General features: G+C 57.5%; 8 protein-coding genes. 6 read left to right on the top strand and 2 right to left on the bottom strand.

Annotated features, from left to right (window positions below):
• Window positions 1-95 precede the first annotated feature (95 nt).
• From CJZ78_RS08385 to CJZ78_RS08375, 3 genes are all read left to right on the top strand, one after another.
• The gene (locus CJZ78_RS08385; RefSeq protein ID WP_143592875.1) at window positions 96-674 is read left to right on the top strand and encodes a LysR family transcriptional regulator; all 579 of its coding nucleotides are present in this window, start codon (window positions 96-98) and stop codon (window positions 672-674) included.
• A gap of 50 nt (window positions 675-724) precedes the next feature.
• Window positions 725-979 carry a hypothetical protein gene (locus tag CJZ78_RS08380; RefSeq protein WP_143592874.1) on the top strand — a complete coding sequence of 85 codons (255 nt, stop codon included), beginning with the start codon at window positions 725-727 and terminating at the stop codon, window positions 977-979.
• 75 nt (window positions 980-1,054) lie between these two features.
• Window positions 1,055-1,426, top strand: a complete 372-nt coding sequence (locus tag CJZ78_RS08375) for an AbrB family transcriptional regulator (RefSeq protein WP_094560582.1) — start codon at window positions 1,055-1,057, stop codon at window positions 1,424-1,426.
• Window positions 1,427-1,633: 207 nt separating this feature from the next.
• On the opposite strand, the gene CJZ78_RS08370 is transcribed toward CJZ78_RS08375, so the two are convergent.
• Both CJZ78_RS08370 and CJZ78_RS08365 read right to left on the bottom strand, forming a co-directional pair.
• Window positions 1,634-1,921 (bottom strand): hypothetical protein, encoded by a 288-nt coding sequence (locus tag CJZ78_RS08370; RefSeq protein WP_094560580.1) that lies wholly within the window; start codon window positions 1,919-1,921, stop codon window positions 1,634-1,636.
• Between the two features lie 91 nt (window positions 1,922-2,012).
• A complete protein-coding gene (locus CJZ78_RS08365; RefSeq protein ID WP_094560578.1) occupies window positions 2,013-4,211 on the bottom strand; it encodes an AAA family ATPase in 2,199 nt (732 codons plus the stop codon).
• Window positions 4,212-4,308: 97 nt separating this feature from the next.
• Between CJZ78_RS08365 and CJZ78_RS08360 the strand changes: the two genes are divergently transcribed.
• From CJZ78_RS08360 to CJZ78_RS08350, 3 genes are all read left to right on the top strand, one after another.
• Window positions 4,309-5,223: a hypothetical protein gene (locus tag CJZ78_RS08360; protein WP_094560576.1), complete on the top strand. Its 915-nt coding sequence runs from the start codon at window positions 4,309-4,311 to the stop codon at window positions 5,221-5,223.
• Between the two features lie 215 nt (window positions 5,224-5,438).
• The gene (locus CJZ78_RS08355; protein WP_094560574.1) at window positions 5,439-11,381 is read left to right on the top strand and encodes a DUF4011 domain-containing protein; all 5,943 of its coding nucleotides are present in this window, start codon (window positions 5,439-5,441) and stop codon (window positions 11,379-11,381) included.
• Window positions 11,382-11,394: 13 nt separating this feature from the next.
• Window positions 11,395-13,863 (top strand): ATP-dependent helicase, encoded by a 2,469-nt coding sequence (locus tag CJZ78_RS08350; RefSeq protein WP_094560572.1) that lies wholly within the window; start codon window positions 11,395-11,397, stop codon window positions 13,861-13,863.
• Window positions 13,864-13,866: the final 3 nt, after the last annotated feature.

Raw genomic sequence — 13,866 nt, 5'->3', positions numbered from 1 at the left:
ATGGGCTCCTGCGAATCACCAGCGGTCATTCGCAGGAGTCAGCCGCACGCCATGGCCCGAGCTCCGAACACTGGTGTGGCTGCTGCAGCTGTTGGATGTCCGCCGTTCTTCCTCGTCGTCCTTACCGAATCCCAGCCGTGCTGCGGGATCTGGTGTTAGTGGACATGCTCGAGCTCACCGGCAGCACCGTGGCTGCCGCTCAGCTACTGAACCTGTCGCAACCCAGCGTGAGCCGGCGCTATCGGCGCCTGGCCAAGGAGATGGGTTTGCAGCAGCAGCGCGGCCGCCAGCCTGGACGACGCTTCTGCGATGCCGACTGGATGCGCCTGCTGCGGCAGGGCGTGAACCGTCACCGGTTGGATTGCGGGGTGTTGCGGCTGGGTGGTTCTGCTGCCATCGAACCGCTGCTGAGTAGTTGGCCGTGGGCGGAGTGGGTGTCATTGCCGGCGGCCAGCTTGAACCACAGCAACACTCTCTTGGAGCTCGATCTACTGGATGGGGTGGTGCTGAATCGCGATCAGATCGCCGCCTTCCAGACCTGCAATCTGATTCCACTGCCGGCAACAGAAGACTGCAGCCTGTGGCTGTTGTGCCGCAGCGATCCACTCGTGCAGGAGCTCGCCCAACGGGAATGCAATCAGCTGTCGCAATCGTCGTTCGCACAAGGGTGCTAGTGATTGCGGCTGAGCTGGCCGAGGCTTGGCTCACGTCAAACGAGCGAGCCATGGACAGCAACCTGATCGACCAAATCCTTGCGGTGGATAGCCCTTTCGATGATGCCTTCGATGGGGATGTGTTTGGTTGTGGCCCCACCCTGCAGCCACTGCCGATCTGGACCCACTGCGGCCGCCGTATCGATCTGCTCGCTTGCAACCTTGGCTGGCTGACATTGAGCCTGCGTGAGGTGATCGATGACGCCGAAGCCAACTGGAGTGGGGATGATGATGCGGCTTGGGATGCAGAAGCTATCCTGCTCTGAGTCCTCATCAAGAGCACAGGGCAGTGGCCATTTAAGACGAGAGGGCTAGAGTCGTTGGGCTATAGATTAATCGTCATGCTTACCGGTACAGAACTGCTCGCCAAGGTGAAAGAACTCGGCGATGTTTCCAAGTCAGATCTAGTGCGCAGCTGCGGCTATGTGAGCACCAAGAAAGATGGTGGCGAGCGGCTGAACTTCACGGCGTTCTACGAGGCCCTCCTTGGCGCCAAAGGCGTCAGTCTTGGCACTGATGGTGGCGGCAAGGGCCGCGGCAAAGGCGGTCGTTCGCTCAGCTACACCGCCACCGTGCAGGGCAATGGGAACCTGCTGGTGGGCAAGGCATACACCGCCATGCTCGACCTCAAGCCCGGCGACGAGTTCGAGATCAAACTCGGCAAGAAGCAGATCCGCTTGGTGCCGGTGGGCGGTAGCGACGAGGAGGAGTGATCTGAGGACAGCATCAGCAGGCTGTCAGCGTTTGTTCCGCACGCAAGCCTTGCTCCGATGTTGCTTTCAGACTGAGACCTAAGCGCCTGCGATGCAGGTGCTGGCATGAACGCCAGCCCCCCATGCCCGGCTTCTCCGGAAACCCCCCGCTCTACACGGAGGTTTTCTATTTCATCCCTCAGGGGAGTGCTGCTGGAGGCTGGACTTTCAACAGGGCAGTGGACAGAGCAGTGGACACAGCAACGGCCCCGGAACGCGACAGGTGCGCCAGTCGCCATTGCTGCTGCTCACCTCCACCCCGATCAGGCTGGCGGGGTGGTCGGGCTCACTGACATCGCCGATCCAGGCGATGGCGTCAGCGATGGCGTCATCAATCGAGCTGTAGTGGCTGTCGAGCTGACAGTGGGGGAGGCAGCTGCCGTCAATCAGGCGGTAGCTGCGCTCGATGGGCTGATAGGCCTTGCGATGAAGAGCTGTGGATCCGGTTGCCTGCATATCTGTTCTTCTTGAAGCATCACCATGGCCAGCAGCAGGATGACCTGGCTGTATCGAGCAGAACGTTTTGATCTGTCGTTACAGCTGCTGTTCAGTCGCGGCTTAGGCGACTCGAGAAGAAGCGTCGGTTGCTGCTGAGCTTTTCTGGTTTTGAAGTTTGGCCTGCGTGAACTCCCCCATTCGCCTCCATCGCCTCCCGGCTGCGCTGCACCAGCTCCTGCCGCAGCACGTCGGGACTTTCGATCCGGATGCCGCCGCCAAAGGCAAACAGCCAGCTGCGTAGGTCAACATCAGCCACCACTGTCCAGGACGGCAGATCCAGCTCCACCGGATAGGGATGGCTGGCATCGGCGGCGCCTGGCACAAGCACGTGCGGCGCCTTGGGATGGTGCCACCAACTGTCGCCGCGGAGCGGCTTGGAGAAGCGGGTGTGCTCAATCGGGTAGCGCTGCAAACCCTCACGGATGAAGGCAAAGGCCCAGGGCGCGCAACAGAAGCGCAGGGTGACGAGTACCTGGCTGCGGCGTTGGGCCGACGGGCTGGCGATGGCCAGCTGCTGCTCCAGATCGCTGCCGAAATAGATGCCGCCGCTGTGGTGCAGCAACCGCTCCAGCCGGTTCACCGCGGCAGCGTGTTCGTCGCTGCTGCGGCGCAGGTCGCCGTGGCTGGCGGGTAGAGCCAGGCGATCGAGCCGCTCGCTGCGGATCAGCCCCTGCTCACGGCCCACCTGGTCCTCTTCAAAGAGGAGATACCAGCCCACGTTGTGGAAGATCAGCTGCAGCGGCCACACCCGCAGTTCACCCTCGGGGCTATCGGCAAAGCTGCCCACGCCGGGGTAGCGCTGCAGCAGTACACGGCAGTGTTCCACGATCGCCGCCTCGATCGCTTCTGCGCGCCGGGGCGCAGCCAAGGACTCGCGCCGCACCAGGGCCGTATCCACCACGGCATGGCGGGCGTAGCTGCGCACCGGCGGCAGGCCGTCGGCACTGATGCCGGCCCAGCCCAGCCGCTCATCCAGCTCGGCCAGCAGATCCTGGGCCGAGGGATCCGCCAGGCGGCCGGCGGTCTGGCGGACAACGTTGTGCAGCTCCCGCAGGCGCGGTGGCGACAGCACGGCGGTGCCGAGGCAGTAGCCGTGGCGCACGTTGTCGTTGCGGTTGCGGAAGCCGTAGGGGGTGAGGATCTTTTCCAGGTCCTTGCGCAGCGTTGCCGTTTCACCGGGCAGGTAGGCGCCAGGGATGGATTCGGTGGCAGCGATCAGGTGCTGGTGCAGGTTGGCGCCGCGCTCCGCGGGCCGATCAAACGGCACCTGCAGCAGGTGACGCAGCAGCGTCATCACCCGCAGGAACACCGGCCCATCACCCATTGGCGGCAGACCGCCATGAATGGCGCCCCCCGCGTTCTGAGCGGCAGGGCTCGGCGCCAGCTGAATCGGCGCCGCACTGGGCACCGCACTGCAGAAGCCATTGGTCTCTAGCCAGGCCAGATCCCCCCGGATGGCATCGGCATCAGCAAAACACTCCCCGTGCAGACGCCCCAGAAAGGCAGCAGCGCGATCCGCCAGGTCTCCTTCTGGCAGGGGCGAGAGGATCGCCTCCAGCTCTTCTGCACTGGCGGGATCGGTGCCGGCCAGATCGGGCCAGCTGCTCAGCAGCTTGATCAGGTAGAGCAGGCGCTCCAGGTCCAGCAGGCGCGAATAACCATGGCGCTGCAGGTTGCGTTCGCGGTTGGTGGCGGAGCGGATGCGCCGCTCCAGCCCGGCCAGCTCGGCCTGCAACACCGGCGTCAGATCGTCGTGATGAGTTGGCACCACAGCGCAGATCGCCGCAAAGCCCTCCGCCCGCACTGGCCCGAAGTGCGGATCCGCCAGAGCGGCCGCCATCTCCAGGATCACCGGCACCGGCACGGCCCGCTCGCGGCGGCCGTTCCACTCCAGCGAGGTGGGCAGGGGTGTGTACAGCCACCAGCCGATCCACTCCACTGGTGCGGGTAGCGGCAGCGCCTGGGTGAGTGCCAACCGCCAGGGGCGGCGTGCATGGGTGGCATCCACGATCACCGGGATGCCATCAGCCACGGCTTCTTGGATGCGCTGGTGCAAGCGCTGCTGGATGTCCATCCACGGCCCCTGCACCGCCGCATCGCCAAACACCTCGGCGCGGATCACATCGGTGGAGAGCACCTGGGCCGGCTGCTCACCCGGGCCGGTGAGCAGGGGCGCCAGGGCTTTGGCGAGGGTGGTTTTGCCGCTGGCGGGCTGGCCAATCAGCAGGTGGCAGCGCAGCGGGGCCATCGCGACAACAAGGGGAACCCTCCACTCTTTCGCACGAAAAACACTCTTGCCAGGGTCCTGTGCACTGACGCTGCATTCAGCAACATCCAGGCAGCCCGTGGCCCACTCCTGCAGCAGCCAAGCCCGCTCCTCCCCCAAGCGGGCCTCCGGCACCTATGCCCCACCCACACCACTGGAAGACCTGCACATCCTCGACTTCCTCGAGCTGGCCGGTTCCCAGTCCAAGGCGGGCACCGCCCTGGCCATGCATCAGACAACCGTTTGCCGCAGCCTGCAGTTGATGCAGCAGCAGTTCAAGTTGGAGCCCTGGCACGGTTCACCGGTGTGCCGGCACGGCTACAACACCTGCTTGCACTACCTGCGGCTCGCATACCGGGAGCACAGGTTGATGGAGGGGCTGCTGCGCATCGGCACAGATGTGCTCCACCAGAGCCTGCTGCTGGGTATCTCTGGTGTGCAGCTGGTGCCGCCCCGGTTTCGTTGCGGCGAGCACTGGGCGGAGCTGGTGCAGCATGGCCTGCTCGATGGAGCCATCGTGAGCTCCTTCTGTTTGGAGAAACTGCTGCTCTCGGGCCAATCCCCGCAATGGGATGGCCTCGCAGCACTGCCCTTGGGTCAGCTGGGCTTGCAGCTGGTGGCCACCACACCCACCACGAAGCGGGTGTTGCTGCCGAGCAAGGGAGCCATACCACTGCTGCGCCATGCGGTGGAGCGGCATGGCTTTGCGGTGGAAAAGCAACCGATGGCCTGCCAGGAACCAGCGGCCTGGATCAAGCGGGCACGAGACAGGAAGCTAGCTATGCCGGTGTGCGTCGATCTACTGGGGACGGGGTGGGTCAAGGTCCATGACCTGGTGCCCCTGGCCGACCAGCCACCGCTGATCGAACAGCTGTGGCTACTGCTGCCGCAGGGGGCGGTGAACTCCAGGGCGGCCAGGCAGTGCCTTCGGCAGCTGCTGGTTCAGATCAGCAAGGCAAAAGCTATGCAGGATCCGCATGAAAACAAGTACTGAAAGGGGTTGCAGTGGCTGCAACTTGGCTGCGCACTCGGTGCAAGAGGACGCAGACTGAGTGGATATTGCCGCTGATCATGATCCGATCGCTGGAGTTGGCCGCACCACCGGTCGAGAGTTGCCGCCTAGCACGCGACTGCAGATATGCACACACCAGATCTGTTAACAGGAAGTCGTGATCGCCAAATTTGTATTCAAAGGTACCATTTACTGACATGAGCAGCTCTAAAGATCTCAACCAATACCTCGCCCCAACGCTTGAGGGTTTTCGCAATAAGTTGCTCGATCTGACGACGCGCAACAACCTCCTAAATCTCTCCCTCAGCAGCAAACGCACGGCCAGGCTGCTGCGCTTCATCGACTGCGATCCTCAAGCTGTACTTGCGGCACTTTGCGATGGCACGACAATCCAGATCATTCCCTTGTCTGATCCACCCGATGATGACGAGAAAGATGAAGCGGGTGAAGAGTTTGAAAAGGCACTTGTAATTGCGAGGAAGCAAGATCCTCTTTACCAGCAGGTCCTAGCTGATAGCGCAAATGATCAGGGATTGAGCCCAGCACTGGTCCAGGCAGAGGATCGTCTCCGGTCGATGCTTCGAGAGGAATTTGGGCCAAAGTCCAAGAGTGGTAAAAGCTCAAAGAACCTGGCTCAATGGGCTGAGGCTCAAGGAATTCCCTCTACCTACGAGCTGACCATTGGAGAAGGCGGCGCAAGGAGTGTCAAAAATGGGATGCGTGTTCTGCAGTTAGAGGCGAGTCTCGAACGCCTGGCAGAAGGGATTCGCAAGCAGGCTCGTAGTTCGATCGAAGAAACGGGCAACAATATTCTCTATTTGGCTTTTGGATGCCTGGAATGGAGCGAGAAAGATCGCAAGTATTTTGCTCCGCTGATTCTGCTTCCCGTTGAGCTGTCCAAGGCGGCAACGCGAGGAGGAGCAAATACATTTTATCTCCGCGCTGCAGATGACGTGCCTATCAGCAACGTCACTCTGAAGGAGCGCTTGCGTCGCGATTTTCTTGTCAATCTGCCATTGCCAGTACTCGATGAAAATGGTTTTGCTTTGCAGGCCTACATCTCTCAGGTTGCTGATGCCATATCCGAAAGAGAGGGCTGGGCGGTCAGCAACTTTCTCAACCTTGCTCTATTCAACTTTAGCGGCTTAGGCCTCTATGAAGATCTTGACCCAGAAGTCGTTAAGCAATCTGTGCTGGTTAGACAGCTCTTGGCCGCTGAGATTTCAAAAGAGGAGCTGCCCGCTGAGGCAAATGTGGTAGCGGAGGATCAGCATGTTGATCACCCAGCCATTGCTGAGCGCGTCCCTGTTCTGATCACCCAGGCTGATGCCAGTCAATTTTCCGGGATTGCCGATGTGATGAGCGGCCGCTCCATGGTGATCGAAGGACCGCCAGGAACTGGTAAAAGCCAGACGATTACCAATATCATTGCAAACGCACTATGCGCGGGCCAGCGTGTTCTTTTTGTTGCTGAAAAGAAAGTCGCATTGGACGTGGTGTTTACCCGCCTGGCAGATGCAGGCTTAAGACCCTATTGCTTGCGAATCGCTTCTGACAAGACCAATAAGCGCGAGGTCTATGACGAGCTTGCTCAGCGTCTTCTCTTGTCAAAACCCCAGTCACCGCGTCGTGATGCAGTGGTGGAAGACTTTCAGCAGCTGCGTAGCCAACTGAACTCCTTTAGTGAGTTACTGAATACGGGACATGGTCCAGAAGAGGAGAGTCCCCAAGAACTTTTCTGGCGAGAGCTTCTGCTGCGACAGCAACTGCAAGGTACGAACGTGCCTTTGGGAGATCTGCGCTGCGTCCTGAACGAGGCAACCCAATACACCAGGCAACAGGTTGATCAGATCACCCAGTCCATCGAGCAGTTGGCCAGGCTATGTAGCCGTGCGGATTTGCAACTCTTCCTCTCGACCTTTGTGCCCCTAGGTGCCAAGCCATCTGATGCATTAAGTCGGGACCAGTTAATGGATCAGGCGCAGCATTGGCACAGTGCGCTGGTGGCCATGAGCCAACACCCGAGCATTGCCGAGGCGGTTGCAGCACTGACGCTGCAGGAACTGAGGCAATGGGCTCTTGAGATTTCTGCCAGCGCAGCCCTGCTACCAGAGCCACTTTCCAGTGATCAAGAAGGCCTGTTGCCCGTGTTGGCTTCTCAGGAAGGAGCTGGGGTTGCACAGGGGTTGCTCACTGCCTTGAAAGCAGAGCAGGGGAGCACCGCCAAGCTCTCTGAGATTTTCACCCGCATTCCAGATCCCCTGCCGGATGGGCATGCATTCACAGTCTTTTCAGGGCAGTGGAACCAATGGTCTTTAGGCGAGGTGAGGATGCCTGCCTCCGCAGCGGAGCGAGACCAGCTCAACGACAGGTTTGGTGAGTTATCGGAGCGGCTGGAGCGAATCCAGGTCATTGCATCTACCGGATCAGGTGACCTCGACTTTCTGGGCCTAAACCGTGCAGAACTTGTGGCCCTTGATGCTTTGCTTGGCCACCTGAGCGCTCTGCCGGCGTGGGTTCTTGAGCAGCGCCAGCTGCCTTTGTGGCAGGGCAATCGCGGCGTGCGCATCAGAACATTGATCCAAAACCATCTCCAGCTGAAAGCTGAACGCCAGCACCTGGGCTTGGATCGCGGCCAGGAAGCGCAAGCCAACGGATTAGCAGAGCTGCAAGAAGCAGTTGATCTGCTGCGTCATTGCTGTGAAGGCGGGATGCAGTCGCTGCTCGGCCAACTCGATGCCACGAAGGAGTGGGAGACCAAGCTCGAGGGAGCTGAGGCACTGCTGCTGAGAGTGGAGGGTGCTCTATCCTCCCCATCCCTGCCGCTGGAGTTCCAGGGGCTGAGGCTCGAGCAACTTCAAGGCTTGCCCGATGTTCTCAGGCGATTGATGGCACTCAGCCCGGACGCCTTGCGGTTGCGTGTAACGGATCTCTGGACAACTCCCCCAGATGTGATCAAGGCTGCACTGGAGCAGGAACAGCAACTGCAGACAAAGCAACAGGCCCTTGCTCGTGAGGGCTTACGTGTCAGCGAAAATCTCGAAGCCGATGAGCTGCGTGCTGCAGCTACAAAGCTGGAGACGATGTCTCCCCTACGCAAATTAGTCAGTCGCTCTTACGCGAGAGCCAGCAAGCTGGCCGCTGAACTGGGTGCAGTAGAGCCCGCGAGCAAGCCGGAGGCGCTCCGCCGTGTGGCTGAGGTGCTGGAGATGCAGGCGAGCTTTCCGGCTGCACTGGTAAGGAGCTGGTGCAGTAACGGCGTGAATCTTGTCCAGGCCACTGCTCTGGTCAAGGAGTTTGCCGAGCTGAAGGGGTTTGTCGGCAGCAGCTCCACCACAGCGGGATTCTTGGAGCAAGCCAGAACGCTGACAGCGGATGAGCTAACAAGTCAGATCGGACTTTTTGAGGGTGGCCTGTCAGCAGATCTCGATGAGTTGGTTTGCTTGCCGCTTTGGTCAGGTCTGGCGATTGCCAGCAGAACCGCAAGCGACCTCCGTCGCGAGTTGACAGTGAACCAGGCCAACTTGCAGCAACTGGAGCGGGTCAATCCCTACGCCGTATGGGCCAGAGATGCTGGAGTGGAGCAGCCAGAGGGGATGTCTCAATGGCTTCAAAAGGTCATCGGTTATCGGCAACGAGAAGCCCAATTCCCCACAGAAGAATTTGAGGCTGCGCTTGGGTTGCTGAGCAGTGAGCCCCTAAAGGCGCTGGTGGTTTTGGAAGCAGCAGCGCGCAATGAAGAGCTCACCAATGCCGGGGGCCTAGAAGCCCACAGTGCTTGCCTCACCAGCCTTCTCAAAGGGGAGCTGGAGCAGCGGCACGTTCTGCTCAGCCAGCAGCTTCTGCCTGCCATGGAGAGTGTTTTGGGCGAGAGTGAGCTTGTCGCAACAGGTAGTGAGCGGCTACCTCTGCGATCGCTGCTGGAGACACTGGACAGTGGGATTGAGCAGTTCCGGCAACTAATCGCCCAGTTCTCAGCCTTTGGCCTGCAACGTGATTTGGGCACTGCCCAGCTACAGGAAGCACCGATCGAACTGGAGCTTTATCGCCGCCGTCAGGAGGAGATGCTGCGGGCATTGTCCGAATTCCGGCAGCAAGCAGGACCAGACCTTGCTGACGCATCGCCAGAGGCGCTGCGCGGCGTTCTGGCTTGGATCACAAGCCTCAAGGAGCTGCTGTTGCCCATGGCGATGGAAGAGCAGTGCCTCTCTGCTGGCTCAACCGACTACATCACTCAGCAACGAGCCATTGGTGAGCAGTTGACCAGGCTGCTGAGCGCCGAAGAGGAAGCGGCAGATCGTTTCTTGGGGTCAGCACAGTTCAACCCAGAACTGCATCCAGCCGCCCCAGCGCCAGCTGTAGAGGCCCTTGGCCATCTGCAACTAGGTGGTTGGCTACAGCAGTTGGTCGCCATGCGGGAGTCGTTTCCCGACTGGGTTCGGATCCATCAGCTCAAGGAAGGGCTGCCATCACTGGCCGAGCAGCAGCTGGTCGATCAGTTGATGCGCAGTGTCTTAGTTGTTGAGCTCTGGGTACCGGTTTACCGCTGGAACCTGGTGCGCAGCCAGTTGAGCCGTATTTCAGAAGACGTGCCGGAGATCCAGGGGCTAAGGGCCTCAGACCAGGTGGCCCGACGGGAGCGGTTCCACCGAGTGGAGGATCACGTCAGAGAACTAGACAGGGCCGAGGTGATTGCCCGCATCCATCGCACTCCTGAAGAGCTTCCTGACGGCATCAACCGCGGGCCACGCAGCGAATTCACAGAGATGGGGCTGATCTGCAATGAGGCCGTCAAGCAGAAGCGCCATAGACCCCTCAGGCACCTTTTTCAAGACGCGGGTAATGCCCTGCGGGGCCTGAAGCCCTGCTGGATGATGTCCCCATCGACAGTGGCATCGCTGGTCCCAAGGGAGGCGATCGAGCAGTTCGACCTTGTGATCGTGGATGAGGCGTCGCAGATGGCTCCGGAACGCGCCTTTGGAGTAATCAGCCGCGCCAAACAGTGTGTTGTTGTGGGTGACCCAAAGCAGCTACCTCCTACGGCCTTCTTCCAGAGAACCACTTCTACTGAAGACACTGAGCAGAACGAAGAAGTTGATACAGAAGCGCTTGATGAGGAGTCAATCCTGGATCTGTGTACCAAGAGCTTCCATCCGGTAAGACGGCTGAAGTGGCACTACCGCTCAAGGCACGGCAGTTTAATCGCCTTTTCAAACAAGCATTTCTACAATAATGAGCTGGTGGTTTTCCCATCTTGCGATCGGGACTTTGCTATCAGCCGCCATCTTGTAGAAGCACCCCGTTACACCAAAGGTGTGAATCTGCCTGAGGTGAAGCAGGTGTGTGATGTGGTGCTGCAGCAGCTTGAGGAGCATCCAGAACGCAGCATTGGGGTGGTGGCGACGAACGAGGCACAGTCAGAGGAAATTGCTGAACAACTAGAAATGCTTTCTATCCACCACGATGAGCTGCGCCGGCGTCTGGAACTTACCGATAGCAGCGAGGGGCTGTTTGTGAAATCGCTGGAGAAGGTCCAGGGCGATGAGCGCGACACGATCGTGATCTCAACTACCTATGGACCAGCTGAACCAGGTGGTGGCGTGGCAATGCGCTTTGGACCGATCAACCAAAATGGTGGCCATAGGCGCCTGAATGTGCTTTTCACCCGGGCGAAATACGGCATCGAGCTGGTCACCTCGATGGAATCGCATCAGATCCAGCCCACTGCATCCTCTAGCCAAGGGGTTCATGCCCTGAAGGGATACCTCAAGTTTGTGGAATCACAAAGTTTGGAAACGGGGCGACAAAGCGGCAGAGAACCCGATAGTGAATTTGAAATCGTTGTTGCTGAGGCACTTACACGCCATGGCTACCAGGTCGATTGTCAGGTTGGCGTTGCCAACTACTTCATAGATCTGGCAATCCGTCATCCAGACAAGCCTGAAACCTACCTAATAGGAATCGAGTGCGATGGAGCCACCTACCACTCAGCGCGTTCAGCAAGAGATCGTGACAAGTACAGGCAAGCTGTTCTTGAAGGGCTGGGCTGGCAGATCTATAGGATCTGGTCGACAGATTGGCTTGAGAATTCTGAATCAGAGACAACCAAACTCAACAGTCATTTGAACAAGCTCACATAAAGGAAAAATACAGATGCTGAAACTCACCGACCAACAGCGAGAGATTATCAACCACCGAGCAGGCAGAGCAGTTGTCTTTGCGGTGGCTGGCTCTGGAAAGACCTCGACGATCGTCAGACGCATTGGAGAACTGGTCAACAAGGATGGTCATCGTCCCGACCGAATTCTTGCGACAACATTTGGAAGAGAAGCAAAGCGTCAACTGAAGGACAAGCTCGCTTTGCAACCAAACTGCAAAGAAGTCCATGCTCTAACACTAAGCCAATTGGCGTCAAGAATTGTACGCTTTTGCGACGAAAGAAAACGCCTTCCAGCGCGCATTGAAGCCGACAGCGGCATGCTCGAAAAATGCTTTTCAGAAGCCCGGAGACGCATGCTGAAGGGCGAAATGGTCAACCACAATGGATATCCCACCGAATATATTGATTTCACAAAGGCTCGAGACTTGGGCTGGGACGATTTTGGCAAATATATCGACGAACTCAAGAATGACATGCTCCTGACAAAATGGTCGTACGACCAACTTGATCCATCATGCCACCAGATATTTGACATAAAGCAGTTCAAGGATGCACCTTGGCTTGAAGTCCTGATTGATACCTATGACGACGAGCGGATAAATCGCAAGTTCTTCGGCTACTCGGACATCATGCAGTTGTCCACCATTGTCCTTACTTCGGAAGTGTTTGCCTATCAGCACTTTGCCAACTGCTACGACTACGTTTTTGTCGACGAATACCAAGACGTGAATAGAGCTCAGAACACCATGCTCATGAAGCTCGATGATCGGTCAAACAATATGATGGCGATCGGAGACGACGACCAGACAATATACGAATGGAGAGGCGCAAGGCCGACATTCATCCGAGACAAGCTTGAGGACAAACAGTGGCAGACATTCTTTCTAGATAGAAACTTTCGTTGCTCCCCGGGGTCAATCCTTCTGGCACGTGAGGTTATCGAACAAAACACGAACCGAGCTGCAAAGAAAATGATGCCAGCGAAGGGCTTCACAGGTCAGCTTTGTGTTGAGAGGTTTGAATCGATTGGCAAGCAAGCGCAATGGATTGTAGACCTTATAGAGGAGTCATATCATTCATCTTCGTCGAGACCGGAAGAACGCCATTATGACAATGCAGTGGTACTTATCCGTCAATATGCTGAAACACCAATCCTCGAAGAGGAATTAATTTCAAAAGGGATCCCGTACACCATTCCAGGGAGCAAGCCTTTCTACTATCGACCGGAGTTCTGCCTAATCGAATCGTACTTACGTCTTGCCGAACTAGAAATCAAGCGATCCAACGGCCACGGCCTTACCAAGGCTGAGAGCGAAGCATTTAGCAATCACTTTTTACGGGTCTACATACGACCAACTACCTTCCTGCGGAAGGCAACCGCGATTCATCTTCTGCGTCAACTGCAAACAGCGCTGGGCGAAGTGAAGCCGATACAGACCCATCTCAGGGAGATACATGGGGACATGCTTCAGGACAACGGAAGAAGCAGCAAGGGCTTGTTGGCTTTAGCCAATTATTTTGAAAAGTGCTTAGAACACGGAGAGGACATAAGCGCTAAACAAGCCATCGAAACACTCTCAGATCAGATCGCGATCAAGAGATGGTTCATCGACTCTTCTGTCAACGAGCAAGCTGGCGAAGCAAAAGCAGCCATTGTCGACGGCCTTCTCGACTACGTACGAAATGACAAGCTGCAGCAGTTCCTCAGGACAATTGCTGCCCGAAGAGAACTTGACGCTGCAGAAGAAGCAACCGATACGAGATCTCGGGTCAAGATTCTAACTGTCTTTAAGGCAAAGGGTCTTGAATTTCCGAGAGTAATCATTCCAAACCTGAACGCAACAGCCAGCCAACAAGGTACATTAGGTATGGAGAATGATGCAGACAGCCTGTCAGAGGAAGAAAGACGGATCATCTACGTCGCACTTACGCGACCCATCGATGATCTATTTATATCATTTACCGGTGATCACGCATCTCAGTCTCTTCAGAAAGCGAACTATGGCCAGCTCCTCAAGTTCCTACCAGATGCAAAAGCGCTGTATGAGGGAAGGCTAGACCGAGTGTCGGATCGGTCTCCCGCATTTTTTGTCGCCAGATTGTCAGCAAGATTTGTCAAGTTTCAGCTGGGGCCATCATGCGCAAAATCATGGGCAGATGCGCTAAAAGCCGAAGAGCAGGAAAACCTAGAAGGTAAGATCTCAGAATTATTCAGAATCTTTAGACAAGAGTTCACAGCTCTCTCTGACGACGACAAGAAGAAAGTCGACATATGTGAGATTGAATGGACTAACATTGGAAATACAGCATGCGAGATCAGGCGGACAGCTGGCAATGATGCAATCACCTGCAGCGAAGATGGTGAGTCTATGCAAGACAATCTTCCAACTCGCCTAGAGGAGAACTATATGCAGGCTCCAAGCGCTGGTGACGCATACATATTCGATCTTGAGCTGGACTAAGCC

Source organism: Synechococcus sp. 8F6, from assembly GCF_002252665.1.
Taxonomy (GTDB): Bacteria; Cyanobacteriota; Cyanobacteriia; order PCC-6307; family Cyanobiaceae; genus Cyanobium_A.
The sequence above is the reverse complement of the archived record's forward strand: the minus strand, read 5'-3'. Positions and strand labels throughout refer to the sequence as shown.

Coding starts and splice junctions, on each gene's coding strand:
- CJZ78_RS08385 (WP_143592875.1), top strand. CDS start 96: ATGTCCGCCGTTCTTCCTCGTCGTCCTTACCGAATCCCAGCCGTGCTG.
- CJZ78_RS08380 (WP_143592874.1), top strand. CDS start 725: ATGGACAGCAACCTGATCGACCAAATCCTTGCGGTGGATAGCCCTTTC.
- CJZ78_RS08375 (WP_094560582.1), top strand. CDS start 1,055: ATGCTTACCGGTACAGAACTGCTCGCCAAGGTGAAAGAACTCGGCGAT.
- CJZ78_RS08370 (WP_094560580.1), bottom strand. CDS start 1,921: ATGCAGGCAACCGGATCCACAGCTCTTCATCGCAAGGCCTATCAGCCC.
- CJZ78_RS08365 (WP_094560578.1), bottom strand. CDS start 4,211: ATGGCCCCGCTGCGCTGCCACCTGCTGATTGGCCAGCCCGCCAGCGGC.
- CJZ78_RS08355 (WP_094560574.1), top strand. CDS start 5,439: ATGAGCAGCTCTAAAGATCTCAACCAATACCTCGCCCCAACGCTTGAG.
- CJZ78_RS08350 (WP_094560572.1), top strand. CDS start 11,395: ATGCTGAAACTCACCGACCAACAGCGAGAGATTATCAACCACCGAGCA.